This window comes from Acidovorax sp. 35-64-16 (assembly GCF_002281195.1).
Lineage (GTDB): Bacteria > Pseudomonadota > Gammaproteobacteria > Burkholderiales > Burkholderiaceae_C > Acidovorax > Acidovorax defluvii.
Window position 1 is genome coordinate 66,457 of the sequence record NZ_NCFM01000012.1, and the last position, 22,180, is coordinate 88,636.

A 22,180-nucleotide genomic window follows, 5' to 3' on the forward strand; every position below is an offset into this window, starting at 1 on the left:
CTGGGGCCTCAGAAAGACGAACCCGGCTGGGCCATGAACGCCAGCTCGCCCGGCGTGGACACGCGCCCCAGTGCGGCATTGCGGTGCGGATAGCGGCCAAACCGCGCAATGACGTCGCGGTGCAGCACCTCGAAGCGCAGGTTGTTCTCCAGCCCCGGCTGGTCAAACAGCACCATGGCCTGGGCGTGGATGGCGGGCGATTCGCTGTGCATGTAGGGCAGGTAGGCAAAGGCCCGCTGCGCCGGGGGCAGGGTGGCATCGTGGCCACCGGCCACCAGCTCCTGGGCCAGCACCAGGGCCTGGGCATCCTGTGCAAACGCCAGCGGCGTGCCGCGATGGATGTGGCGCGAGAACTGGTCGAGCACCACGATCTCGGCCAGCCGCCCCTGCGGCGTGGCGCGCCACTCCCACAGCTCGCAATGCTGCGCCGCCTGCCAGATGGGCCCAAAACGCACGCGGATCATGGCGTCGATCGCGTCTTCCTGGGCAAAGTGCTGCGCGGGCGAGAGTTCTTCGAACCAGAAATGAAGGATGTCTTCGGCTTGCATGGCAATGGTTTATGTGTCAAAAATGGCTCTAGCGCTTGATGATAAAGCGCGGCGTGCTATGAAAAACATAGTTGCCGGTTCGGTGCCCCGCACAGGCCTTCGGCCACTGGCCGTGCCTGGCTAGCGTGCACCCGGCGAGGCGTGCCAGGGCAGCCGTGTCAGCAGCCGTTGCCAGTCTGCCGTGGGGACTGCAGCACCGTTGTCTGGCAGCACGGCCTGCACTTCTGCGGCACGGGGTGGGCTCCACGCAGGCAACTGCAAGCCGCTGTCAAATACCAGTGCAGCGCCCGTCTCGGGGTGCGGGATGGTCAGCTGCCAGGCGTGCAGCCACAGCCTTTGCTGGCCCAGTTGATCTGCCCACCAGCGGTTGATGGGGCCCTTGCCATGGGTGGCATCACCAATGATGGGGTGCGCCAGGTGCTTGAGGTGGCGGCGGATCTGGTGGCGCCGCCCCGTGGTGGGCACGGCCTCGACCAGCGAGGCGCGCGTGGTGGCAAAGCGCGCGTCGCTGGCCTCGGGCAGCGTGAGCTGTGCCATGCGACGAAAGCGCGTGTGGGCATCCTGCACGGCGGCATCCGCCGGTGCATCGTCGGGCTTGAGGGCGTGGTCCACTTCCACCGCTTCGGGCGCCCAGCCGCGCACCACGGCCAGGTAGCGTTTGTGCGTCGCCCCGTGCTCAAACGCGTGCGACAACGCACGTGCAGCCGCGCTGTGCAGCGCCATCACCAGCACGCCGCAGGTGCCTTTGTCGAGCCGGTGCACGGGGTACACATGCTGGCCCAGCTGGTCGCGCAGGGTTTGCATCACAAAACGCGTTTCGCCCGCATCCAGCCCCGTGCGGTGCACCAGCCAGCCGGCGGGCTTGTAAACCGCCACGAGGTGCTCGTCGCGCCAGAGGATGTGCAAGGGGGGCATGGCGGGGGTGGCGGGTGGCAAACAGCGGACACGTAGGGAAGGCGCGCATTGTGCAGCACGCCCGCCTGCCTACACTGCATCGACTACCGTTTGTGCAGAGGATTCACGTTATGTCAGGTGGAGACTGGAAGGACATGTACGCCGCCGCAGTGGAGGGCGATTTGGCGCTGGTGCGCTACCACATCAACGCGGGCGTCAACCCCAACTACCAGCACCCCGAGATTTTGTGCACACCGCTGGTTGCCAGCCTCATCCATGGCCACAGCGACATCGCGCGCTATCTGCTGGAGCATGGTGCCGACCCTCAGTTGCGCTCGGACTTTGACGACATGACCCCACTGGAAGCAGCGCGCCGCCACCAGCGCACCGAGCTGGTGGCCCTGCTGCAGGCCCGGGGCGCGCAGGAGGAGCGCAAGCCCTTCTGGTGGCGCTGGCTACCGGTCTGATTGGACGGCCGCGGGGGGCGTTCAGCCCAACTGCGCAGCTTCCTTGGCCCGTAATTTGGCCGCGATGTATTCGCCATGGGTCACATGCAGCAAGCCCGCCACCTTGCTGATGGTGTGGTTCTCGTTGGCATCAACATGGGCATCGGCATAGGCCACCTGCCACATGGCCTCGACCAGGTGGATTTTCTGGTCCTGCGTGAAGTGATCGTTGAGGCTGCTGGTAAAGCGCTGGTAGTCGTAGGCCGTGCGCGAGGTGGTCACGGCCAGCTCCAGCAGGCGCTCCAGCTCGTCATCACTCAGCGCAAACTTGCCGCGCAGCGCAGCCACCATGGTGGTGCGCTCGGCCGTGTCCATCGATGATTCAGACCGCACCACCTCGACCAGCAGCACGGCGGCGGCCAGTTGCACGGCGTGCTCGCGCTGTGCGGGCGATTGGCTGGGGGCAGGCTGGGCAAAACTGTCAAACAGATCTTTGAGTGTCTTTAGCATGGGGCTTTGGGGTCTGGCGCAGGGCGGCGTGAGAAAAGGACAACGGTGGAGGGGCGCAGCGCGGCATTGGTTCCCATGGCGCACGGTGTGCGAACGGGGCTGGCAAGGACCGGCAAGCAATGGCAAGGGCTGGCAAGGGCTGGCAAGGGCTGTTGAGGCCTGGTCAGTTTGCCGCAGGGCATGTGCCACCGTGCCTTCGCCCACCGCTGGGCGGCCCGGCGACAATCGGCGCCCATGATGAAGAAAACCATACTCCCCCTGCAACTGCTGGTTGCGCCCGACAAGAACGACCCCGCGCCGCTGGTTTTGTACCACGGGCGCAACTGCCCCGACGGCTTTGGCGCCGCGCTGGCCGCGTGGCTTTATTACGGCGAGGGCGCCGAATACCTGGGGCTGGATCACGGCGATGTCAGCACGCTGGACGATCTGCCGCCCGTGGCGGGCCGCGCGGTCTACATCCTCGATTTTTCGTTCTCGGCCGAGGTCCTGCACGCCATCGAAGAGCGCGCCACCAAGCTCGTGATGCTGGACCACCATAAAAGCGCCGCCGAAAAACTGACCGGTTTTGCCTGCCGCTGCGGTGTGGTGCACTTTGACATGAACAAGTCTGGCGCCCGGCTGGCATGGGAGTTCTTTCACCCCACGCAGCCCGTTCCGCCACTGCTCCAATACATCGAAGACCGCGACATCTGGAAATGGGAGTTCCCCGAGAGCGCGGGCTTTCTGTCGGCCCTGGACATGGAGCCCCAGACATTTGCGCGTTGGCACGAGATTGCCGCCTTCACGCCCGAGCAGCTCACGCAGTTCATGGCGCGCGGCGCGGCCATGGATGAAAAATACCGCAAGCTCGCGGCCGACATTGCCGAGGGCGCACAGCCCCTGGTGTTCAACGGCATCGAGGGCCTGATGGTCAACGCCCCCGGCATGTTCCACAGCCTGGTGGGCGACCTGTTGTCCGCCAAAACCGGCACCTTTGCGCTGATGTGGAGCGCGGGCACCAAGGGCGTGAAGGTGGGCCTGCGCGCGCAGCGCAATTTCGACTGCATTGCGCTGGCCGAAAGCATGGGCGGTGGCGGCCATGCGCAGGCCTGCGGTTTTAAGATGGGGCCCGAGCGGCTTGTCGAATTGCTGAGCGGCGTTTTCAACGCCCAGCCTGCAGCCACTGCCTGAAGGACGGCGGGGCGCGGAGCTGCCCCAGTTGCCTCATTCGCCCCAGTCGCCCCCCAGTCTGGGTCAGCGCTGGTGCCGCTGCCGATAGCTCCACGGCGCCAGCGGGCGGGGCTGTGCCCACAGCCCCTTTCGGCTGGCACGGGCCTGCTGCTGCAATCGCGCCAGGTGCGGATGCGCGCTGGCATAGGGCGTGTACACCCACGCCATGCCCGCGCCCACCTGCGCCGCTGCCACATCGGTGCGGCCGCAGCGCACGTTGGCCACAGTGCGGCCATAGGTATCGCGCGCGAGGGGGCGCAGCGTGGCGCGTTGCCTAAAACACAGCTGCGCCAGGTGTTGCCGTGCCCGCTGGCCAAACGCCTGTTTGCGCTCGGGGGCATCAATGGCGGCGATGCGCACGGTGACTTGCTGGTAAGCGCCGGGCGTGCCGCAACGGGCGGTGAGGGTGTCGCCGTCGCTGATGGCGACGACCAGGCAAAGCAGGGCAGAGACAGGCAAGGGTGAAGCGGATAAATAAATGGGAGCCGTTTCAGGGCGCGCATGGCGCGTGGCGGGCGGCTTGCCGCACGGGTTGCGCGGCAGCACTGCGGCAAGTTGGCCGCGCAACGAAGGGGCGACTATAAGCCCGGCGGTGGCGGTGGTGTCTGCATCGGCATCGGCAGCCGCTGTTTCCGCAACCCCGCCGCCGGGTGCCGCATGCCCAAACCATGCCCAAACCATGCTCAATCAATGGGCAACGCGTTCCAGCCCAGTGCGGGCGCGGGTTTGGCGGGTTATGCCCGTGGTTTTCCACAGACCAGCCCACAGGTGCTGGGCATAACCCAATGGCACTGCCCGGGCGTGCCGCCAGGCAGATCGCCTGGGGCGCCGGCCGAGGATGGGAGTAGAGGGCGTAATTTAACGTCAAATACGGCTTTTGTCCTTATGTATAAAGCGCGAGTAGCTATTAAAGTAATAGCGATTGGGCGCCGCTGATTCTGGGTTTGCACGGGTTTCTGGTGCGCCATTCACCCTGCTTGCCTAAAAATGCGGCATCGCCCGCAAAGCCAGTGGTGGTGCGGGTGGCGCGGCTTCTTCAGGGGCTTATCCACAGGGTGTTGCACATGGGGCGGGCATAACCTGCAAGGGATGGCCTGCACAACCCTTGCGCGTCGATGGTGGTACGGATCGGACGGGGCCACCAGGCGTCTTTTTGCAGCCAATGGCTGGGATGTTGGCAACAAAAGCAACGCAGAAGACTGCGCGAGACCGCGCCATCACAGACTGCAGGCAGCGATGCAGGCCGCCCCAGGGGTGTAGACAAAGGGCTGGGTGACGCAGCGGTCAACCCAGGGGAACTGGCGGGCGGAGGCGCCTGGACGGGGGTGCTGGCGGGGCGTCAGCGCGGCGTTGGTGTCTGCGCTGTGGGCTGGGCGGGCAGGGCGATCAGGCGCCGGGGGTGTGCGGCCAGTGCGCTGCCGGCTGCCAGGCCCACTGCGTCGGCCAGCCAGTCGCTCCATTCGCCATAGCGCCAGCCGGTGGCGGCCTGCGCCAGTTCGATGGCGCCGCCAAAGGCCAGCAGGGCGATGGCCACGCGCCAGGGCTGGCGCGGATAGGCCAGCAGCCCCAGCGAGGCCAGTGCGGTGAAGGCCAGCGCGTGCTGGGCCTTGTCCCACAGGCTGAAGACCTGTGCCGGCAAATAGTTGGTGGGCATCAGCGACAGCACCGCCACGCACAGCGCCAGCGCCCAGAACCCCCACACCAGAACCCGTTGCTGCTGGCGCAGCATGTGCACTGCGGCCCTCATGCGGCACCGCCTGCCTGCGCGGGCAGGTGGCGCTCCAGCAGACGCACCAGCGTGTGCAGCAGCCGGTTGACGGGTGTGGCAATGCCCAGCGCCTCGCCCCGGCGCACGATGTAGCCATTGAGGTGGTCGATCTCGCTGCGCTTGCCGCGCGCCAGGTCTTGCGCGGTGGACGACATTTGCCCAGGCATGGTGGCCGCCAGGTGCAGCACGGCGTCAAGGGTGTCCGCCGGCAGAGCGATGCCGCTGGCCTGCGCTACGCGCTGGCACTCGTGCACGATGTCTTGCATCACCTGGGGCACGGCCAGGCCGGGGCTGTTCATGATCTCGCCATAGGGCGGCCGGGTGATGGCCGACAAGGCGTTGTAGGCGCAGTTGAGCACCAGCTTGGCCCACAGCGCGCTGGCCACGTTGTCGGACACCTGCACGGGTACGCCCGCTGAGCCCAGGGTGGCGGCGATGTCTGCGCTGGCGGGCGATGGCGCAATCACCAGCTCGCCGCGCCCGTGGTGCCGCACATGGCCCGGCCCCGCCATCTCGGTAGCCACATACACCACGGCCGGGATGACGGGGTGGCCAATGGTCGCCTGCAGGCGCTCGGCGTTGTCCACGCCGTTTTGCAGGCTGAGCACCACAGCGCCCTCGGCCAGGTGCGGGGCCAGCGCGCGGCCCGCGCTCTCGGTGTCGGTGGATTTGACGCAAAAAAGCACCCATTGCACGCCATCTGCGGCGCTGGCATCGGTGCTGGCGGCCACGCGCACCCGTTCAGTGAAGGCCTGCGTTTCAAGCAGCAGGCCGCTGGCGTTGATGGCCTCGGCATGGTGCGCGCGGGCAACCACGGTGACCTCGTGGCCTGCGCGCGCCAGCATGCCGCCGTAGTAGCAGCCCACGGCACCCGCGCCCATCACGGCAATTTTCATGGAACAACCTTTGTCTCAAGCCCGGCGGGCGCTGGTGGCAGGCTGAGCACCGCCCTGCCGTCGCAGCCAGCCCGTTTTCGGGCAAAGGCGCCATTGTGCGATGCCCGTGCCCACCGCATGGCCCGCCGGGGAACCGGCCACCCCCTTTGTGGTCAGATGCCCAGTGGCATGATCATGCGATGCCCGCGAAAAATTTCACCCCGAGGAGTGCCCGGCTTTGAGTCTTTCCTGGATGCCCCAGCGCACCTCTTTTCACGCTGCTGAAACTGCGCCCATGGGGCGCCGTACTTTGAGAGCCGCCCTGTGCCTTTGGGCCGGGTTGGGCGTTGTTGCCCTGTTGGCCGGTTGCTCCGCGCCAGCCAAGGTGTATTCGCCCCAAGAGAGTTTTGGTTCGGTGGCCACCTATTCGCGCCTGTTCGACGCCGCGCCCGCGCAAACCTGCGAGGCCGCCCGGCGTGCGCTGCTCAGCCAAGGCTACATCATCAACACCCATGTGCCCGAAATGGTGGAAGGCCGCAAGAACTTTCAGCCCGAGGCCGACGCCCACCTGCAGGTGATGATTCGGGTGGTGTGCGTGCCCGAAAGCGCCAACGGCAAGGTGAGCCTGGGATTTGTGACCGCGCTGCAAGACCGCTACACCCTCAAAAAAACCAATAACTCCGCCAGCCTGGGCGTGGGCGGCGTGGGTTCGCTGTCGTTGCCCTTGCTGGCCACGGACGAAGCCCTGATCAAGGTGGGCAGCGAGACCATTGCTTCGGATGGTTTTTACGACAGTTTTTTTGAGCTCGTCAGCCGCTACCTGGTCATGGGTGAGGGGGCGGTGGAATAGTGCGTGCGGGGTGAGATTCGTCCAGCCCCCGCCTCATTCAAGCCATTTCAGTCGGCCCAGTCGCCCGGCGCCAATCCCTCCAGCGTGTGCGGCCCGATGGCCGCGCGAATGAGCCGCAGCGTGGGGTGGCCCACGGCGGCCGTCATGCGGCGCACCTGGCGGTTGCGGCCCTCGCGGATAACCAGCTCGATCCACGCCGTGGGGATGGCCCTGCGCTCGCGGATGGGCGGGTTGCGCTCCCACACGGCAGGCGGGGGCTCCAGCAGGCGCGCGCGGGCCGGCAGCGTGGGGCCGTCGTTGAGCTGCACGCCGCTGCGCAGCGCGGCCAGCGCGGTTTCGTCCGGTATGCCTTCTACCTGCACCCAGTAGGTTTTTTCCATCTTGAAGCGCGGGTCGGCAATGCGGGCCTGCAGCTTGCCGTCGTTGGTCAGCAAGAGCAGGCCCTCGCTGTCGGCATCCAGCCGCCCGGCCACATACACGCCGGGCAGATCGATGTAGTCCTTCAGGCCCTGCCATTTGCCCTCGGCCGTGAACTGGCTGAGCACGCCATAGGGCTTGTTGAAGCGGATCAGGCAGGCGGTCATGGGCGTTTGGTTGACGGGGTGGGTGTGTTGAGTCGCGCAACAAGCTGCTTACCAAGTGGTGCAGTGAGCGGCGCGGTGTGCGGGCTGCCGAGCATAGCTGCTGCACGCCGCGTGCCGGAGTGCATCGATGCCGGTGAATTGATGCTGCCAGATCGGCGCCATCCGCAGCCGCTTTCTCGATTCCGGCAGTCACTGCGCTTGCCGTCTTTAGCGATTCAACGTGCGGGCGCCACAGGCCAGCGCCGGATATTTTTTCAACGCCGGGTCGGACGATCGGGCGTAGTTCAAAGGGTAAAATTGCAATCCAGCGCTACTGGCGCTTGTGCTTGCTGCTATTTATTCAATAGCGAATTATTCTGGCATGTGTTGCCTGACCCCCACCAAGGAATCAAGGAGACACCCCCATGGTCACCATCCAGCTTGACATCGCCCAAACCATCGGCATCGCCGCCATCTTGCTGGTGGTAGGTGAGTTCATCAAAAAACGCGTGGATGTGCTCGCGCGCTACTTCATCCCAGGCCCCATCATCGGCGGGCTGGCGTTTTCGGTCATTGCGCTGGTGGGCCACCAGACGGGCTTGTTTGCGTTCGAGTTTTACGACAACATGCGCGCGTTTTTGCTGCTGGTGTTTTTCACCACCATCGGCTTTTCGGCCAGCTTTGAGCTCTTGAAAAAAGGCGGCGTGGGCGTGGCGCTTTTTCTGGCAGCTGCCGTAGGGCTGGTGGTGTTGCAAAACCTGCTGGGCGCCGGGCTGGCGGCCGCGCTGGGTGTGCATCCGCTGATTGGCGTGGCGGCGGGGTCCATCTCGCTCACGGGCGGGCATGGCACATCGGCAGCATTTGGCCCGCTGCTGGAGCAGGCGGGCGCCGCGGGTGCGCTGCCCGCTGCCATTGCGGCGGCCACCTACGGCCTGGTGTCCGGCTGCGTGATTGGCGGCCCGCTGGGCACGCTGCTCATGCGCCGCAACGGTTTGCACCCCACCGGGGTAGCCGCGGGCGTGAAGCCTGATGCCACCCTCTTGCAGGCACCGTCATCCGCACTCACCGGCGACACGGTGATGTATGCCAGCATCCTGATCACCGTGTCCATTGGCGCGGGCACGCTGCTGGTCAACTGGCTCAAAGGCATGGGCATCACGCTGCCTTCGTACCTGGGGCCCATGCTGGTGGCCGCCGTGGTGCGCAACATCATCGACTGGCGCGATGCAGAGCTGCCACTGCGCCAGTTCGAGGTGGTGGGCAATGTGTCGCTGGCGTTCTTTCTGGCCATGGCGCTCATGTCGATGAAGCTGTGGGAGCTGGCCGAGGTGGCCGGGCCGCTGCTGGTGATTCTGCTGGCGCAGACCGTGCTGATGTTTGTGTATGCCTACTTCGTCACCTTCCGCGTGGTGGGCGGCGACTACGACGCTGCCGTCATTGCCGCTGGCCACTGCGGCTTTGGCATGGGCGCCACGCCCAACGCCATGGCCAACATGCAGGCCTTTACGGCCGTCAATGGCCCGTCGGTCAAGGCGTTTTTCGTGATCCCGCTGGTGGGCTCGCTGTTCATCGACTTCTTCAACGCGGTGATCATCACCGGGTTCATGAACTACTTGAAGTAGCGCCGTGCAGTCGCGCAGCCTGGGAGGCGGGCGTGGCCTGGGCGAGGGCCGCCGAACAAGGGCCGCCCCGCAGTGAGGGTGGCGTCCCCCTGGGGGGAAGGCGCGCAGCGCCTCAGGGGGGCTACAAAAACAATGCGGGGTCCACCATGGTGCGGTTCAGCATCACGCCCCAGTGCAGGTGCGGGCCCGTCACGCGGCCGGTGGCGCCCACCTTGCAAAACGCCTCGCCCGCTTTCAACACATCGCCCACGCGCACATCCATGCTGCTCAGGTGGCAATACATGCTGAGCAGGCCTTGGCCATGGTCCAGCCACACGGTGCCCCCGTTGAAGAAGTAGTCGCCCACGTCAATCACCTTGCCCGGCAGCGGCGCCACGATGGGCGTGCCCGTGGCGGCGGCAATGTCCATGCCGCTGTGCGGATTGCGCGGCTGGCCGTTGAACACCCGCCGCAGCCCGAACGAGCTGGAGCGCCGCCCCGGCACCGGCACCTGCATGCGCAGCGACTGCAGCGCACCGCCCGCGGGCTGCTCGCTGAACGTGGCCATCACCTGCGCCTGGTGGTCGCGCTCGCGCTCAAAGCGGGCCTGGTCCTGGGGCGACAGGTCCACCGTGCGTGGCGACACTTTCAGGTGCTGCTCTTTGTACTGCTTGGGCGCCACGGTGTAGGCCACCTGCCGGGTGCCGCCATCGGCGGTGGCCACGGTGATGTGCGCATCGCCCGGCATCGCCGCCAGCGGTATGCCCACCACGGCGGTCCATTCGATGGCATCGCCCAGCACGAGCACCGGCACATCGGCATGGCCCTGGCGCGCCTGCGCCACCGGGCGCGTGGCCGCCGGGCCCAGCGACAGGCGCACCACGCCGCCAGGTACCGCCAGCGCTTGGGGCCACACCGTGGGGGCTGCGGGTTGCGGCTTTGCATCGCGGCCCAGGGCCGGCAGTGCTAGCAGGCCGCCCGCGCCCAGCAATGCGGCGCGGCGGGTGAAGAGAGGCAGGGCGGTGGGGTGAGGGGCTGGTGCGGGCACGGCGGTGGCAGACATGGGTAAAGCAAAAAAACAAGGGCGCAGGGCCCCGGTGCAGCGCACCCAGGCCCCACGGCAGCCTGCCATTGTGCCGCTGCAGCGGGCCGCCATGCCGCATAACCACGCGCTTTCGTTGGCGGCGTTCGCCTACATCGCGCCGCGCAGGCGCCGCCCACAATCGCCCCATGCAAAAAGCAGCGGGCCGCCGCCGTTCCACCATGCTCACCGTTGTATTGACCGCCCTGGCCACGGGCGCCCTTGTGTTGCTAGCGCTCAACTTCACCGCGGGCGAAAAAAAGGTACAGCAACAACTGCCACGCCTGTACAGCACCGCCAGCCCGGATTTCGAGCGCGCGCTGGGCAGCCTGCTGGGCCCTGGCATCGTGGGCGGCAACGGGGTGACCGAGCTGCTCAACGGCGACCAGATTTTTCCGCCCATGCTGGCCGCCATCCAGGGCGCAAAAAAAAGCATCACCTTTGAAACCTACATCTACTGGTCGGGCGATATCGGCAAGCAGTTTGCCGACGCCCTGAGCGAGCGCGCCCGCACCGGTGTGCGCGTGCATGTGCTGCTCGACTGGGTGGGCAGCGCCAAGATGGACGAAAGCTACCTGACCGAGATGAAAGAGGCCGGGGTGCAGATCGAAAAATTCCACAAACCCCACTGGTACAACCTGGCCCGCCTGAACAACCGCACCCACCGCAAGCTGCTGGTGGTGGACGGGCAGGTGGGCTTTACCGGCGGCGTGGGCATTGCCCCCCATTGGATGGGCAACGCCCAAGACCCCGACCACTGGCGCGACTCGCACTACCTGGTGCGCGGCCCCGTGGTGGCGCAGATGCAGGCCACCTTTCTGGACAACTGGCTCAAGGTCACCGGCAAGGTGCTGCATGGCGAGCTGTATTTCCCGCCCATTGCGCCCGCCGGTGCGCAAAAGGCGCAGATGTTCTCCAGCTCGCCATCGAGCGGCAGCGAGAGCATGCAACTCATGTACCACCTGGCCATTACGGCGGCCGAGCGCAGCATCGACCTGTCGGTGGCGTATTTCGTGCCCGACGAACTGACCCAGAAACACCTGATGGACGCCCTGGCGCGCGGCGTGCGCGTGCGCTTCATCACCCCCGGCGAGCACACCGACACCGACACCGTGAAAGCCGCATCCCGCGCCACCTGGGGCCCGCTGCTGCAGGCGGGCGCGCTGATTTATGAATACCAGCCCACCATGTACCACTGCAAGGTCATGATCGTGGACCAGTTGCTGGTGTCGGTGGGCTCCACCAACTTCGACAACCGCTCATTCCGCCTGAACGACGAGGCCAACCTGAACGTGTACGACGCCGCGTTTGCCAAGCGGCAGACCGAGGTGTTTGAAGACGACCTCAAAAGATCGCGCCGCGTAACCTACGAAGAATGGCTCAACCGGCCGCTGCGCGAGAAGGCGCACGAAAAGCTGACCGGCTGGCTGCGGTCGCAACTTTGAGTCAAATACGGCGCTAGCGCACGCTGGATAAGCGCAATGTGCTATATAAAATATAGCGATTGATGTGCCTGCGTGCAGCCTGAAACACGTGCGCTGCAGCGCACGCAGTGCTTGTCACGGCATGGCCATGGCTACTTGAGTGGCCATGACCACCACCGCGCCACACTCAGTGCGTGATGAACTCGTAAGTCACCGCCTCGCTCTCCACCATGTCCAGAATGTCGTTGAGCACATCGTCGTCATCGGTGCTGCTCCAGGTTTCCTCGGGATCGCTGGCAAACAGCGGCTCGATGGCCACGTCCATGAACACGCCATTGGGCAACTTGAGCACCGGCGTGCCTTCGGACGTTCCTACCAGTTCCCAGTCGTCCGGCACGGACATTTCAAGCTGGATGGTGACGTTGAGTTTTTTCATGGCGGGTTCCTTGAGGATAAGGCGGCGAGGGTAACCCAATTTGATGGCAAACGGGCACTTTGCGCAGAAGGGATAAGCGCGAACAGCTATGGAAAAAATAGCTAAAGAAGCTCGTCAGCCCTCGCGATGGTGCGTTGCACCCGTCTGCCGCACACCTCCGCGTTCGCACTGGGCCACACCATTGCACGCGCGCTGGGCGCAAGCCGGCCACAGCAGGTGTCAGCCCGGAATTTCCGCCTCGACCAGCAGCGCCAGCAACTGCAGCGACTCTTGCCAGCCCAGATAGCACGCCTCGGTGGGGATGACAGCCGGAATGCCCGCCTGCACCACCGCCAGCTCGGTGCCCACCGACGCGGCCTTGAACGTGACCGTGGTGAGCACCTCGCCCGGCAGGTGGGGGTCGTCAAACCGGTCGGTGTGCACGATGCGCTCACCCGGCACCAGCTCGACATACTCGCCGCCAAAAGCATGGACGGCGCCGCTGCCCAGGTTGGTGAACTGCATGCGATAACTGCCGCCCACGCGTGCGTCCAGGCTCAGCACCCGGCCCGTAAACCCGTGCGGCGGCAGCCATTTGGCCATGGCGTCGGGGTCGAGAAACGCGCGGTACACCCGCTCGGGCGGCGCGCGCAGCACGCGGTGCAGGGTGACGGTGCCCGTGGAGGGGCCGGTGGTGGTCATGGTCGGTGTCCTTTCAGGTGGAAAGCGGTGCGGGTGACCGCACGCGCAGCGACAAACCGCCCACCTTTTTACGACGAATGAACCGGGGCGTGTTCGACACCCTGTAACCAAAAGAGCACCCTCCGCCACCTGGCCATCACGCGGCCACGGGCTGGGCGCGGTAGCTCTCGGTGCCCTGCGCCCACGCCAGCAGCCGGTCGATGTTGGGGTGCTTGCCGGGGAAAGCCCGCGCATCGGCCACATGCTCGGCATACCACTCCAGCCCCAGGCTGGCCGCCGCAGGCGTGATGCTGCCGCCATACAGCGCCGCCAGCGCGGCATACACCACCAGCGATCCCGTCTGGCCGGGCTTGTTCTCGATGGTGGCGAGCACCTGGCCGTCCGCGCCCAGCAATTGCAGGGCGGCAAGGTGGCTGGCGGAGGGAAGTTGCTTGAGGCGGTCTGCAAAGTTCATGGTGATGGTGATGAAAGTTTGAATGAAATTTGCCTCTAGCGCTTATTGGATAAGCGCAAGCAGCTATGAAAATATGAGTAAACCTTGATGTTAAAGGATGAGCGGGGTAAACGCATCACGCCTGCCACACCCCAAACCCTGCCGAGCGCAGGTCAATGCCCATCTCGATCTTCCGGTCCACCGCCTCTTCGTAGCCCATGGGGTTGAAGCCATCGTACAAGTCAGGCAGCAGGCGCAGACCATATTGCGTCACAAACCGGTTGGCCTGAATGCCCGCCTTGTGCTTGTCAAACCGCACATCCGGGTCCAGGCCCGTCATGCCCACGTACACGCAGGGCTTGCCTTCCACGTAGCCGGGGTTGCACTTGCGAAAGCGCGGCTCGTTTAGCACGTCCTTGGAGAGTTCGACCACGTAAACGTGGTGGTGGGGTTTGCGGCGGCGCATGGGGCTTGTCAGTCTTTTCAAACCTCGGGCAGAACGCGCCGCAGGGCGCGCACCTTTTGCCACAGCACCGCCTTGGGCATCTGCATCGCCATGGCCTGCATGCAGCGCTCCAGCCAGCCGGTGCGGGTCTGCAACCGGTCTATCGCCTTGCCCAGGTCGCGCGCCACCGAGGGGCCATAAGCCTCTGCCGCCTTGGCCAGCGCGGCGCGTAGCGCGGGCAGGGGCAGGTCCATCATGGCCAGGTCAATCACGTCGCGGCTGAACACGCCGTCGTCAGCCTGGCGGTCGGAATTGGCCAGCAGCTTGGATGTGGCCAGATCCAGCCGCGTCAGCGTGCTCACGCCGCACAGCGTGTCATCGGCCACCGGGGGCTCCAAAGCAATGCGGGCCTCGCGCACGATTTCCAGCTTGATCGGCTGCCCATCCATCTGCACCTGGGTGCGTATGCCGTACTGGTCGGCCCTTATCTCACGCAATGCCTCCAGTGGCTGCGCGTGCGCGTGGGTGATGGCAGCCAGCCCGTCGGGGCCTGTGAGCAGTTGCCGCAGCTCGCGGTAACCCGCCGCGTCAGACACCAGAAAATCAATGTCCACCGACTCGCGGTATTCGCCATGGCGCAGCGCAATGCAGGTGCCTCCGCCAAACAGGCAGCCATGCTGGCGCAGCGTGTCCCCGTTCAGTGCCTGCAGCACATGCGCAATGCGCTGGTGGTGGGGGCGCTCAAACTGCATCGCTGGCCCCGGTGTCGGTTTTGGCACTGGGCGGCAGGGCCAGCCGCAATGCCTGCAGCAGGGCCAGTTCGTTGGCAGACATGGCCTGCATGTCGAGGTGCCGCGCATTGCGTTCGTAAATGCCCAAGGCCTCTGCGGGCGTGAGGGTGTCGGTGCCGTGCACCTGCCAGGCCAGCGCACGCAACTGCGGGTAGTCGGCCAGCGGAACCCGGGCCGGAATCCAGACGGTGCGGTCGGGTGCTGGCTTTGCTGTATCGGCTGCGACGGGTATTGCCTGCAGCCCCATGCCCAGCGCCGCCATGGCGTTGCACCACGCACCCATGGTGACCGACGGCTCGCCTTTCTCGATGCGGTGCAGCGTCACCCGCGACAGGCCCGCTGCCTCGGCGGTCACTGTCGCGCTCAGCCGCAGCGCCTTGCGCTGGGCACGAATCTGTGCGCCCAAGGCTTGAAGCTGGGCGGCGCAATGCTCGGGGGTAAGGGGTGCGGGTGACGGCATTTGTTTCTCATTATTTGCAAAAGCGTAATTTTGTCAAATATGAGAAACGCTTTTTGAAAAATCCAACGCCAGCGCACCCAGCAATCCGAGCACTCACCTTTACGGCATCTGGCGTTGCGAGCGGCATGTTGTGCTGCTCCGAAAAGCGGTTGCGCTCGGCGGCGTCAGATCAAATGGACAACGGCAAGGCGTCGAGCTGAGTTTTCAAAACCGGCAAGGCGGTTTGAACCGTGTCCCAAACCACTTCGAGGTTGATCTCAAAGTAGCCATGGGCAATGCGGTTGCGCATGCCGCGCATGCTGCGCCAAGGAATGTGGTTGTGCTCGGCTGCAAAGGCGGAATGCTGATCCATCACCTTGGTGGCCGCTTCCCCCAGAACGATCAGGCTCATGACCACCGCCTGCTGGGTGCGCCTGTCTTGCTCGAAGTCCGCCTGGGCCATGCCTTCGGTGAACGACTGCGCGTCGGCAATGGCTTGGCGCATGGGGTCCAGATAATCCGCCAGCCTGTTCACGGTCATACAGGCCGGGCTTCCTGGGCGACGGTATCGCGGAACTTGGCGGGCAGGTCCTTGAGGGTGAGCACATCGACCGGCACGCCCAGCAACTCCTGCAGTTCGTCCTGCAGGCCACCCAGATCCAGCAACGTGGTTCCGGGCAGTGTGTCCACCAACAGGTCCAGATCGCTGCCGTCGCCATCGTCCCCACGCAGAGCAGAACCAAACACCCGAGGGTTGGCCGCGTGGTAGCGCGCTGCGGCACGGCAGACGGCTTCACGGTGCTGGCTGAGGGCTTGGGAAGGGCGCATGGGTGGAAGTTTAGCGGAGCAGGCCATTTTGTGAAAAATCGGCCTCCTGAGCTCATGACTATTGCGCAAGCAGCTATAAAAATAGAAGCAAACTGGGTATGCAAGGAATCAAGGCAATGACCCCGGTGTGCCCGCCAGCGCCCCCAGCAACCGCGCGCTCACCTCGGCGACATCGGGTGTGGTGAACTGCATGTTGTGCTGCTCGGTCAGCGGGCCGTGGCCCGGCTCCATGCCACCGGCAGCGCTGTAGCCCATGGCCTTGAACTTCCAGACCCCGCCCACCTGCTTGAGTGAGCCCACATGCGCGCCATCGGCCGTGTGCACTGACACCACCCCGGCGTTGATTGGCAACAACTGCAAGGGGCCTGCCACCGGGCCGGGCGGTACGTGGGTGTAGGTGGGGGTGAACGGAGGCGTCATCGATGGGCTTTGGTGGTGCGGCAGTTCTTTGGATGAAATCGGCCTATTGCGCATGATAGGTAAGCGCAAGCAGCTATCAAAACAGGAGTGTTCTAAATGGCGTCTCCCGGCTCCGCCCCCGTTTGTGCTGGCTCCAGCAACCGGGTGCCCATGTGCGCTGGGCGGCAGCTTGTACCTTGGCAATCACACCCGGAGCGGGTGCGCCCGGCTCATACGGCCATCGCCTCGCGCAACACCTGGTCCCGAAAGGCGGCGGGCAGGCTGTTGGGCGTGAGCACATCCACCTCCATGCCCAGCAACTGCTTCAGTTCAAACCGAATCGCGCCAATGTCCATCAACGTGGTTTGCGCGGTGGGCTCCACCAACAGATTCAGGTCGCTGTCGGCCGTGTCGTCTCCATGCAGCGCCGAGCCAAACACCCGCACACTGCTGACGCGGTGGCGCAGTGCGATCTCGCGGATTTGTGATCGGTACCGAAATAGGGCTTCTGACGGGCGCATAGCTTGGCGTTTAGCGGTGCTGCATGTCTTGAATCAAATCGGCCTCTGGCACCTTTGAATATTACGCTAATAGCTATTAAATAAATAGCAATTTCTGTTTCAATCGTTGTTCTTGGTGGTGGACGGCGTTGTCTGTTGCTGGCGCTTACGCAAATACTCCTGCGGGCTTTCATGCAGCACTTTGCCGTTTTCCTCCACCACCATGTAGGTGTTGGCTCGCTGAGCCTCTTCGGCTGCGCGCAACCCCGCGCGTGAAAGGGCCGCCAGTGCCGCTTGGGCAGGGTCGAGGATGGGAGTGGGTATGGGAATGGCGCTCATGGATTAACTCCTTTGGCCAGTAGCACGGGTTGGTGATGCTGGTTGTTGTACAGAAACCAGGCGTTGACGATGGGCTTGTAGGTCATTTCAAGCTGGTTCAGCCCGGCTTTAAAACGCCGCCGAACCACATCGTCCGGGATGTTATGTCCGCCCTGGGCTACTCGCAACCGCACCCGCTCAATGGCCATTTCAGCGGTTGGCAGCTGCAGAAAATACAAGCTGACGTGGTAGCCAAGTGATCGCCAGTGCAGCACCTTCGCTGCATAAGCCCGCCCGGACAGGGTCGTTTCCAACGCAAAGCTGCGCCGATGGGCAACGTGGTCGTCTATTTCCGCCAGCATGATGCGCCCCGCCTTGATGGCGGCGACTTCGGGCGCGAAGGGTGACAACCCCGCCGCAATCAGGTCTGCATTGACGAATACTGGGCAGTGAGCCTCTGCGGGTAGAAACTCGCGTGCGAAGGTGGTTTTACCGGCGCCGTTGGGGCCCGCAATGATGATGGCGCGAGGCTGGGTTTGAATCATGGATGGGGCACGTCCTGCGGGTCAGTTCAAGGCCAGATCCTGCGGCCACAGAAAGTAAGGGCCAAAACGGGACTTGGCGACAAACTCCACCCCCGCCTGCTCACCCTTCGCCGTGAGCGCATGTTTGTCCCCCTGCTGCGAGAGGTAGCCCAGTTCGGTGGCTCGCTCCAGCAGTTGAGCCGTCTTCAGTCCAAATTTCTGGGCCAGCTTGGACGATGGAATCTTGTCGCCGGTGGATGAGTCACTGTCGATGCCAGAGGCTTCCGCGGCAGGCGTTGCCGCAGGTTCGGGCTCGCTGCTGGCCACACGCTCCAGAGAAATGCGCACTTCATCGCTGATGCGAATGATGCGCTGCGCCTCTTCATAAGCGTCTTTGTAGAGCTGCCCATCGTCGCTGCGCTGAATCAGGATGCCCATCTCGTTGTTGTTCACCTGGCTGAATTCGTACAGATTCAGGCTGGTGATGATGCACATCTCTTCATTCATGTAGCACTTGGCATGCAAGTTCTTGCAGAAGCTGGTGCGAATGTAGGTCAGGCCGCGCAGCCATTCAATCTCTTGCGGCTGCAATTCGCTTTTGCCGTACACGATACGGACGTCGATTTTCAGACGGTTTTTATCGGCCAGCAGCTCCTTCATTCGGTCGTTGAGCTTGAGGAAGGGGCTGATCAGAATCAAGCGATCTGACGCACTCTTGATGAGTTCTTCAAGGTGGTAATTGGTGCCGGTTGTCGAAAGAAATTTCGCCATTGATGTTGATCTTCCATGAAAAAGAACGCTTATGGCTTATTGATGCCAACTGACTGTGATCATCAATAAATTAGAGGGAAAGACCAAGCTAAGCTGCCGGCGCCTTCCGGCGAAACAAGCTCCCCGACCCTTGGAAGCATTTGCTAGGCTATTCTTTATCCGTCGCATGACCAAAAATTGTCATTGCTCGACTTTTCCTTAAGTAGAGCTGTTTCTCGAGCGCGTCAGCTATTCCGATAGCGACCTCGTGCATAGCGATTTTTGCGGCATGCGCATACTCGTCAAGCTGGGGAAGCGTCGAAATCGTAAGTTTTTTCCCATGGGCAATATGGTTCCGATTGCTTACTAGGCTGTCAAGCTGTGTCGAGTTCTCGCTTACGTTATTATGACTAAGATCTAAGCGATCCAGCCACGAGATCAGAAGGTCCGGCCAAAGATTGGCGATATTGTCGGGACGTGGAAAGGTTGCACTCTGCTCGAGCGCAGAGTCGAATTCATTTAGAAATCTTTTCAAAAAATCAGCTGTCTCTTTCTCATCTTTGAGGCTGCAAACAAGCTCAAAAAGTGATGCAGAGGCAAGTTTCCACTTCAGATCAATCCGTTTTGTATTTCTTTTTTCAAGTGCGTCGATATAAACACTAATTGCGAATTTGCAGAACCCTTCGTAATGCGCATAGATCATGGCCAAGTTTGTTCGCAGAAACGTAATGTGTTTTGGTGTTCCTGGCGTCGAACTTATGACCTCTTTTCGCAGGATGGCTAACTCGGCTTCGCGCCAAGACAGATCGTCTTCAATCTGTTTAATAAAAAGTCCTGCGAAGGTGCTCATATTTCTGAGAAGGCAGTCTGGATGAGCTGAATTCGCTTCTCAAGTTTTGGCAGAGAATTTGCTCCAGGTCCAGTTACCTTTCTAAATTCTTCAGACTCCACTGACGATGCAAGCGCCCGGCGTGCGTCATCAGGATTCATAGCTTTGAGTTGGTCGAGGCTATTTAGAGCACCCATGGTCACTGCTTCAAAGTAGGCTGGCGCTACTCCCCCAACTGGCGACCCGTTCCTGTACTTCACGAAAGCGTATTGGCCAAATTTTTCCGCTAACGTTGAGAAGACTTCGTTGAAGGTGCTAATGTCATTGTCAGTGAGTTGCGCTCCGCCTATTAGGACCTGTTCCATATAGTTGTCAAGCCAATCACTAACATTGCCCTTGAAACCATACCTGAAGTTCTTTGCGGCAAAGTACCGCAGAACAAGTTCTTCGTTTTGGCGAGTCTCTAGCGCGTTCGTCGGTAGAAGTTCGGTAGTTGCTTGAAATTGGGGCGTATTCGCGCAGTTTAATATTGTGTTGTAAAAGTTCGAGCCGATGTCTCCCATCATTCTGGCGTTAACATTCCTAATATCCTGTTCCGAGAGTCGTGATCCGCCAGTGTTAAGGCGTTTAAACATCTCATATCTCAAGAATTGACTGCTCTGTCGCTTTATGATAACCGTTCTGATTGCGGTTCTTTTAAGCCTTAGTCGTAAAGTCAATGGCAGTTCATCGAATTTCAGACCATTAAGTTCTGGTACTAGATCGCAGCCTTCAAGCGTAAGTGGTGCTGATTCGGTAGGAACACCATTTGTGCTTATGAAATGCAGTAGTGAGCTGATTCTTTGTAAGCCATCAATAAGCTCTAAAACCCCAGACTCTTTTTCAATTACAAAAATGGATGGAATCGGCAATTCAAGCAGCAAGGACTCAATTAGCCTTGAGCGTTGTTCGTATGACCATCGAAATAGTCTTTGAAAGTCTGGTTGGATTACCAGCTCGCTTTGCTCATGTAGGGTAATTATCTCACCTACCGAAAGATCGAGGCTCTCCGTGCGAACTTCCCCAATTTTCTTATCGATTGAATCAATTAGGTCCATGCTGTCCTCTTTATATATTCATTTTATGTTGAAGGCTTATTCTCTGCTGAGCAAATCACTTCCCCCAAGAATCCTTCAACCCCACCGCCAAGTTAAACACCGGCTTCTCCGCCCGGTGATCCACCCGGTCCGCCACAAAATACCCATGCCGCTCAAACTGAAACTTGTCGTCCGGCTTGGCATTGGCCAGTGACGGCTCCACGATGGCAGTCACCACCTTCAGGCTATTCGGGTTCAGGCTTTCAATGAAGTCCTTGCCGCCCGCGTCGGGGTGGGCGTCCAGGAACAGGCGGTCATACATACGCACTTCGGCGTTCACGCCGTCGGCCACGCCCACCCAGGTGATGGCGGCTTTGACCTTGACGGTATCGGCGCCGGGGGTGCCGCTTTTGGTGTCGGGCACCACGGTGGCCAGCACTTCGGTGATGTGGCCGTCGGCGTCTTTGTTGGCGCCGGTGCATTCGATGACGTAGCCGCCCTTCAGGCGCACCTTGTTGCCGGGGAACAAACGCTTGTAGCCCTTGGGGGGCACTTCTTCAAAGTCTTCGCGTTCGATCCAGACTTCCTTGCCGATGGTGAAGTGGCGCTCGGGGCTTTCCACGCCTTCGGGCGCTGCACCAGAAGACGCGCCATGCGGCGCGTGTGGCAGGGCGGGCAGGGTACAGGGCTCCAGGTGGCCTGCGCCCATCACGTCGTCCCAGTTGGTCAGCACCAGTTTGACGGGGTTGAGCACGGCCATGCCTCGGTGGGCCTTCAGTTCCAGGTCTTCGCGCAGGCAGCCTTCCAGGGTGCTGTAGTCGATCCAGCTGTCGGACTTGGTCACGCCGATGCGGTCGGCAAAGGTCTGGATGGCGGCGGGGGTGTAGCCACGGCGGCGCAGGCCGACGATGGTGGGCATGCGCGGGTCGTCCCAGCCGCTGACTTTGTGGTCGTACACCAGCTGGGCCAGCTTGCGCTTGCTGGTGATGACATAGGTGAGGTTCAGGCGCGCAAATTCGTACTGGCGGGGGGGCGGGCTGGCCAGCAGGCCGCCTTCGGTCAAACGCTCCAGAAGCCAGTCGTAGAACGGGCGCTGGTCTTCAAACTCCAGCGTGCACAGGCTGTGGGTGATTTGCTCCAGCGCGTCCTCGATGGGGTGCGCGTAGGTGTACATGGGGTAGATGCACCAGGTGTCGCCCGTGTTGTGGTGTGTGGCGCGGCGAATGCGGTAGATGGCCGGGTCGCGCATGTTGATGTTGGGGCTGGCCATGTCGATCTTGGCGCGCAGCACCATGCTGCCGTCCTCATGCTTGCCGTCGCGCATTTCGCGAAAGCGCGCCAGGTTTTCGGCCGGGGTGCGGGTGCGGAAGGGGCTGTCCACGCCGGGCTTGCCAAAGTCGCCGCGGTTCACGCGCATCTGCTCGGCAGTTTGCTCGTCTACGTAGGCGTGGCCGGCTTCGATCAGATATTCGGCCGCGCGGTACATGAAGCCGAAGTAGTCGCTGGCCTGGTACAGGTTGCTTTCGCCGCCGTTGTTCCAGCCAAAGCCCAACCACTGCACCGCGTCCTTGATGCTGTTGACGTATTCGGTGTCTTCTTTTTCGGGGTTGGTGTCGTCAAAGCGCAGGTGGCACACGCCACCGTAGTCGCGCGCCAGGCCAAAGTTGATGCAGATGCTTTTGGCGTGGCCAATGTGCAGGTAGCCATTGGGCTCGGGCGGGAAGCGGGTGCGAATCTTGGCGGGGTCGGGCTGGCCCGCTGCGTGGTGGGCAGCATCGCCGGGGCTGCCGGCCCAGTGGCGGCTGGCGTAGGTGCCTTTGTCCAGATCGGCTTCGATGATCTGGCGCAAAAAGTTGCTGGGTTTGACGGCTTCGGGGGCTGCCGCTGGGGCGGCGGGTGTGGTGTTGGCAGGGGTGGGGGTGCTCATGCGGCCATTTTAGGGGGCGGCTTGTTGAAATAAGG

General features: G+C 62.7%; 29 protein-coding genes. 5 read left to right on the forward strand and 24 right to left on the reverse strand.

The window, feature by feature from the left end; genetic code table 11:
• Positions 1–8: 8 nt before the first annotated feature.
• Together B7Y64_RS10040 and B7Y64_RS10045 are read right to left on the reverse strand one after the other, a co-directional pair.
• Entirely contained in the window at positions 9–548 is a 540-nt protein-coding gene (locus tag B7Y64_RS10040) for a DUF924 family protein (RefSeq protein ID WP_114656353.1), read from the reverse strand.
• 120 nt (positions 549–668) lie between these two features.
• Positions 669–1,463, reverse strand: a complete 795-nt coding sequence (locus B7Y64_RS10045) for a pseudouridine synthase (protein ID WP_291328779.1) — start codon at positions 1,461–1,463, stop codon at positions 669–671.
• Between the two features lie 110 nt (positions 1,464–1,573).
• On the opposite strand from B7Y64_RS10045, the gene B7Y64_RS10050 reads away from it, so the two are divergent.
• Complete coding sequence (locus B7Y64_RS10050) at positions 1,574–1,909, forward strand: ankyrin repeat domain-containing protein (RefSeq protein WP_024815766.1); 336 nt, start codon at positions 1,574–1,576, stop codon at positions 1,907–1,909.
• A gap of 21 nt (positions 1,910–1,930) precedes the next feature.
• Here B7Y64_RS10050 and B7Y64_RS10055 read toward each other — a convergent pair whose 3' ends face one another.
• Positions 1,931–2,398: a TerB family tellurite resistance protein gene (locus B7Y64_RS10055; protein ID WP_024815765.1), complete on the reverse strand. Its 468-nt coding sequence runs from the start codon at positions 2,396–2,398 to the stop codon at positions 1,931–1,933.
• A 234-nt stretch (positions 2,399–2,632) separates the two neighbouring features.
• On the opposite strand from B7Y64_RS10055, the gene B7Y64_RS10060 reads away from it, so the two are divergent.
• Positions 2,633–3,568 (forward strand): DHHA1 domain-containing protein, encoded by a 936-nt coding sequence (locus B7Y64_RS10060; RefSeq protein ID WP_081739460.1) that lies wholly within the window; start codon positions 2,633–2,635, stop codon positions 3,566–3,568.
• A gap of 63 nt (positions 3,569–3,631) precedes the next feature.
• Here the strand turns inward: B7Y64_RS10060 and B7Y64_RS10065 are convergent, their stop codons facing one another.
• From B7Y64_RS10065 to B7Y64_RS10075, 3 genes are all read right to left on the reverse strand, one after another.
• Positions 3,632–4,288 carry a thermonuclease family protein gene (locus B7Y64_RS10065; RefSeq protein ID WP_366444426.1) on the reverse strand — a complete coding sequence of 219 codons (657 nt, stop codon included), beginning with the start codon at positions 4,286–4,288 and terminating at the stop codon, positions 3,632–3,634.
• Between the two features lie 658 nt (positions 4,289–4,946).
• On the reverse strand, positions 4,947–5,354 hold the full coding sequence (locus tag B7Y64_RS10070; protein WP_291324223.1) for a VanZ family protein: 408 nt from the start codon (positions 5,352–5,354) through the stop codon (positions 4,947–4,949).
• Positions 5,351–6,271 (reverse strand): 2-dehydropantoate 2-reductase, encoded by a 921-nt coding sequence (locus tag B7Y64_RS10075; RefSeq protein WP_291324224.1) that lies wholly within the window; start codon positions 6,269–6,271, stop codon positions 5,351–5,353. Before B7Y64_RS10075 ends, B7Y64_RS10070 begins: the two co-directional genes overlap by 4 nt.
• 274 nt (positions 6,272–6,545) lie before the next feature.
• On the opposite strand from B7Y64_RS10075, the gene B7Y64_RS10080 reads away from it, so the two are divergent.
• Positions 6,546–7,100 (forward strand): DUF2242 domain-containing protein, encoded by a 555-nt coding sequence (locus B7Y64_RS10080; protein WP_291324225.1) that lies wholly within the window; start codon positions 6,546–6,548, stop codon positions 7,098–7,100.
• Between the two features lie 47 nt (positions 7,101–7,147).
• Here the strand turns inward: B7Y64_RS10080 and B7Y64_RS10085 are convergent, their stop codons facing one another.
• Positions 7,148–7,684 carry a pseudouridine synthase gene (locus B7Y64_RS10085; RefSeq protein WP_291324226.1) on the reverse strand — a complete coding sequence of 179 codons (537 nt, stop codon included), beginning with the start codon at positions 7,682–7,684 and terminating at the stop codon, positions 7,148–7,150.
• Between the two features lie 404 nt (positions 7,685–8,088).
• Here B7Y64_RS10085 and gltS point away from each other — a divergent pair, with 404 nt between their 5' ends.
• Positions 8,089–9,285 carry a sodium/glutamate symporter gene (gene gltS / locus B7Y64_RS10090; RefSeq protein ID WP_291324227.1) on the forward strand — a complete coding sequence of 399 codons (1,197 nt, stop codon included), beginning with the start codon at positions 8,089–8,091 and terminating at the stop codon, positions 9,283–9,285.
• 121 nt (positions 9,286–9,406) lie between these two features.
• Here gltS and B7Y64_RS10095 read toward each other — a convergent pair whose 3' ends face one another.
• A complete protein-coding gene (locus tag B7Y64_RS10095) occupies positions 9,407–10,327 on the reverse strand; it encodes a M23 family metallopeptidase (protein ID WP_291324228.1) in 921 nt (306 codons plus the stop codon).
• Between the two features lie 200 nt (positions 10,328–10,527).
• On the opposite strand from B7Y64_RS10095, the gene B7Y64_RS10100 reads away from it, so the two are divergent.
• Positions 10,528–11,790: a phospholipase D-like domain-containing protein gene (locus B7Y64_RS10100; RefSeq protein WP_291324235.1), complete on the forward strand. Its 1,263-nt coding sequence runs from the start codon at positions 10,528–10,530 to the stop codon at positions 11,788–11,790.
• 166 nt (positions 11,791–11,956) lie between these two features.
• Here B7Y64_RS10100 and B7Y64_RS10105 read toward each other — a convergent pair whose 3' ends face one another.
• The 16 genes from B7Y64_RS10105 to B7Y64_RS10180 all read right to left on the reverse strand — a co-directional run bounded on the left by B7Y64_RS10105 (position 11,957) and on the right by B7Y64_RS10180 (position 22,145).
• Positions 11,957–12,205, reverse strand: coding sequence for a hypothetical protein (locus tag B7Y64_RS10105; RefSeq protein ID WP_024815754.1), 249 nt, complete (start codon positions 12,203–12,205; stop codon positions 11,957–11,959).
• A gap of 219 nt (positions 12,206–12,424) precedes the next feature.
• Positions 12,425–12,886 (reverse strand): SRPBCC family protein, encoded by a 462-nt coding sequence (locus B7Y64_RS10110; RefSeq protein WP_291324229.1) that lies wholly within the window; start codon positions 12,884–12,886, stop codon positions 12,425–12,427.
• A 136-nt stretch (positions 12,887–13,022) separates the two neighbouring features.
• Complete coding sequence (locus B7Y64_RS10115) at positions 13,023–13,340, reverse strand: DUF2322 family protein (RefSeq protein ID WP_114656800.1); 318 nt, start codon at positions 13,338–13,340, stop codon at positions 13,023–13,025.
• A 115-nt stretch (positions 13,341–13,455) separates the two neighbouring features.
• On the reverse strand, positions 13,456–13,785 hold the full coding sequence (locus tag B7Y64_RS10120) for a hypothetical protein (protein ID WP_291324230.1): 330 nt from the start codon (positions 13,783–13,785) through the stop codon (positions 13,456–13,458).
• A 17-nt stretch (positions 13,786–13,802) separates the two neighbouring features.
• Positions 13,803–14,516, reverse strand: coding sequence for a nucleotidyl transferase AbiEii/AbiGii toxin family protein (locus B7Y64_RS10125; RefSeq protein WP_291324231.1), 714 nt, complete (start codon positions 14,514–14,516; stop codon positions 13,803–13,805).
• Positions 14,506–15,015, reverse strand: a complete 510-nt coding sequence (locus B7Y64_RS10130) for a helix-turn-helix transcriptional regulator (protein ID WP_291324232.1) — start codon at positions 15,013–15,015, stop codon at positions 14,506–14,508. The genes B7Y64_RS10125 and B7Y64_RS10130 overlap by 11 nt, the downstream gene beginning before the upstream one ends.
• Before the next feature lie 169 nt (positions 15,016–15,184).
• The gene (locus B7Y64_RS10135; protein ID WP_291328781.1) at positions 15,185–15,535 is read right to left on the reverse strand and encodes a DUF86 domain-containing protein; all 351 of its coding nucleotides are present in this window, start codon (positions 15,533–15,535) and stop codon (positions 15,185–15,187) included.
• Positions 15,532–15,822, reverse strand: a complete 291-nt coding sequence (locus B7Y64_RS10140) for a nucleotidyltransferase domain-containing protein (RefSeq protein ID WP_114656805.1) — start codon at positions 15,820–15,822, stop codon at positions 15,532–15,534. Before B7Y64_RS10140 ends, B7Y64_RS10135 begins: the two co-directional genes overlap by 4 nt.
• Before the next feature lie 108 nt (positions 15,823–15,930).
• Positions 15,931–16,242 (reverse strand): hypothetical protein, encoded by a 312-nt coding sequence (locus tag B7Y64_RS10145; RefSeq protein ID WP_291328784.1) that lies wholly within the window; start codon positions 16,240–16,242, stop codon positions 15,931–15,933.
• Positions 16,243–16,451: 209 nt separating this feature from the next.
• Positions 16,452–16,742, reverse strand: coding sequence for a nucleotidyltransferase family protein (locus B7Y64_RS10150; RefSeq protein WP_024815746.1), 291 nt, complete (start codon positions 16,740–16,742; stop codon positions 16,452–16,454).
• A gap of 99 nt (positions 16,743–16,841) precedes the next feature.
• Positions 16,842–17,060, reverse strand: coding sequence for a hypothetical protein (locus B7Y64_RS10155; RefSeq protein ID WP_291328786.1), 219 nt, complete (start codon positions 17,058–17,060; stop codon positions 16,842–16,844).
• Positions 17,057–17,584, reverse strand: coding sequence for a zeta toxin family protein (locus B7Y64_RS10160; protein ID WP_291328788.1), 528 nt, complete (start codon positions 17,582–17,584; stop codon positions 17,057–17,059). The genes B7Y64_RS10155 and B7Y64_RS10160 overlap by 4 nt, the downstream gene beginning before the upstream one ends.
• A gap of 21 nt (positions 17,585–17,605) precedes the next feature.
• Positions 17,606–18,334, reverse strand: a complete 729-nt coding sequence (locus B7Y64_RS10165) for a phospholipase D family protein (protein ID WP_291328790.1) — start codon at positions 18,332–18,334, stop codon at positions 17,606–17,608.
• A 148-nt stretch (positions 18,335–18,482) separates the two neighbouring features.
• Complete coding sequence (locus tag B7Y64_RS10170) at positions 18,483–19,163, reverse strand: MAE_28990/MAE_18760 family HEPN-like nuclease (RefSeq protein WP_291326962.1); 681 nt, start codon at positions 19,161–19,163, stop codon at positions 18,483–18,485.
• Positions 19,160–20,239: a DUF262 domain-containing protein gene (locus B7Y64_RS10175; protein ID WP_291326960.1), complete on the reverse strand. Its 1,080-nt coding sequence runs from the start codon at positions 20,237–20,239 to the stop codon at positions 19,160–19,162. Before B7Y64_RS10175 ends, B7Y64_RS10170 begins: the two co-directional genes overlap by 4 nt.
• Before the next feature lie 55 nt (positions 20,240–20,294).
• Entirely contained in the window at positions 20,295–22,145 is a 1,851-nt protein-coding gene (locus tag B7Y64_RS10180; protein ID WP_291328792.1) for a glutamine--tRNA ligase/YqeY domain fusion protein, read from the reverse strand.
• Positions 22,146–22,180 lie beyond the last annotated feature (35 nt).

Excerpts from the sequence above, each read along its gene's own strand:
- B7Y64_RS10040 (WP_114656353.1), bottom strand. The coding sequence starts at position 548 with ATGCAAGCCGAAGACATCCTTCATTTCTGGTTCGAAGAACTCTCGCCC.
- B7Y64_RS10045 (WP_291328779.1), bottom strand. The coding sequence starts at position 1,463 with ATGCCCCCCTTGCACATCCTCTGGCGCGACGAGCACCTCGTGGCGGTT.
- B7Y64_RS10050 (WP_024815766.1), top strand. The coding sequence starts at position 1,574 with ATGTCAGGTGGAGACTGGAAGGACATGTACGCCGCCGCAGTGGAGGGC.
- B7Y64_RS10055 (WP_024815765.1), bottom strand. The coding sequence starts at position 2,398 with ATGCTAAAGACACTCAAAGATCTGTTTGACAGTTTTGCCCAGCCTGCC.
- B7Y64_RS10060 (WP_081739460.1), top strand. The coding sequence starts at position 2,633 with ATGATGAAGAAAACCATACTCCCCCTGCAACTGCTGGTTGCGCCCGAC.
- B7Y64_RS10065 (WP_366444426.1), bottom strand. The coding sequence starts at position 4,288 with ATGGTTTGGGCATGGTTTGGGCATGCGGCACCCGGCGGCGGGGTTGCG.
- B7Y64_RS10070 (WP_291324223.1), bottom strand. The coding sequence starts at position 5,354 with ATGAGGGCCGCAGTGCACATGCTGCGCCAGCAGCAACGGGTTCTGGTG.
- B7Y64_RS10075 (WP_291324224.1), bottom strand. The coding sequence starts at position 6,271 with ATGAAAATTGCCGTGATGGGCGCGGGTGCCGTGGGCTGCTACTACGGC.
- B7Y64_RS10080 (WP_291324225.1), top strand. The coding sequence starts at position 6,546 with ATGGGGCGCCGTACTTTGAGAGCCGCCCTGTGCCTTTGGGCCGGGTTG.
- B7Y64_RS10085 (WP_291324226.1), bottom strand. The coding sequence starts at position 7,684 with ATGACCGCCTGCCTGATCCGCTTCAACAAGCCCTATGGCGTGCTCAGC.
- gltS (WP_291324227.1), top strand. The coding sequence starts at position 8,089 with ATGGTCACCATCCAGCTTGACATCGCCCAAACCATCGGCATCGCCGCC.
- B7Y64_RS10095 (WP_291324228.1), bottom strand. The coding sequence starts at position 10,327 with ATGTCTGCCACCGCCGTGCCCGCACCAGCCCCTCACCCCACCGCCCTG.
- B7Y64_RS10100 (WP_291324235.1), top strand. The coding sequence starts at position 10,528 with ATGCTCACCGTTGTATTGACCGCCCTGGCCACGGGCGCCCTTGTGTTG.
- B7Y64_RS10105 (WP_024815754.1), bottom strand. The coding sequence starts at position 12,205 with ATGAAAAAACTCAACGTCACCATCCAGCTTGAAATGTCCGTGCCGGAC.
- B7Y64_RS10110 (WP_291324229.1), bottom strand. The coding sequence starts at position 12,886 with ATGACCACCACCGGCCCCTCCACGGGCACCGTCACCCTGCACCGCGTG.
- B7Y64_RS10115 (WP_114656800.1), bottom strand. The coding sequence starts at position 13,340 with ATGAACTTTGCAGACCGCCTCAAGCAACTTCCCTCCGCCAGCCACCTT.
- B7Y64_RS10120 (WP_291324230.1), bottom strand. The coding sequence starts at position 13,785 with ATGCGCCGCCGCAAACCCCACCACCACGTTTACGTGGTCGAACTCTCC.
- B7Y64_RS10125 (WP_291324231.1), bottom strand. The coding sequence starts at position 14,516 with ATGCAGTTTGAGCGCCCCCACCACCAGCGCATTGCGCATGTGCTGCAG.
- B7Y64_RS10130 (WP_291324232.1), bottom strand. The coding sequence starts at position 15,015 with ATGCCGTCACCCGCACCCCTTACCCCCGAGCATTGCGCCGCCCAGCTT.
- B7Y64_RS10135 (WP_291328781.1), bottom strand. The coding sequence starts at position 15,535 with ATGACCGTGAACAGGCTGGCGGATTATCTGGACCCCATGCGCCAAGCC.
- B7Y64_RS10140 (WP_114656805.1), bottom strand. The coding sequence starts at position 15,822 with ATGCGCCCTTCCCAAGCCCTCAGCCAGCACCGTGAAGCCGTCTGCCGT.
- B7Y64_RS10145 (WP_291328784.1), bottom strand. The coding sequence starts at position 16,242 with ATGACGCCTCCGTTCACCCCCACCTACACCCACGTACCGCCCGGCCCG.
- B7Y64_RS10150 (WP_024815746.1), bottom strand. The coding sequence starts at position 16,742 with ATGCGCCCGTCAGAAGCCCTATTTCGGTACCGATCACAAATCCGCGAG.
- B7Y64_RS10155 (WP_291328786.1), bottom strand. The coding sequence starts at position 17,060 with ATGAGCGCCATTCCCATACCCACTCCCATCCTCGACCCTGCCCAAGCG.
- B7Y64_RS10160 (WP_291328788.1), bottom strand. The coding sequence starts at position 17,584 with ATGATTCAAACCCAGCCTCGCGCCATCATCATTGCGGGCCCCAACGGC.
- B7Y64_RS10165 (WP_291328790.1), bottom strand. The coding sequence starts at position 18,334 with ATGGCGAAATTTCTTTCGACAACCGGCACCAATTACCACCTTGAAGAA.
- B7Y64_RS10170 (WP_291326962.1), bottom strand. The coding sequence starts at position 19,163 with ATGAGCACCTTCGCAGGACTTTTTATTAAACAGATTGAAGACGATCTG.
- B7Y64_RS10175 (WP_291326960.1), bottom strand. The coding sequence starts at position 20,239 with ATGGACCTAATTGATTCAATCGATAAGAAAATTGGGGAAGTTCGCACG.
- B7Y64_RS10180 (WP_291328792.1), bottom strand. The coding sequence starts at position 22,145 with ATGAGCACCCCCACCCCTGCCAACACCACACCCGCCGCCCCAGCGGCA.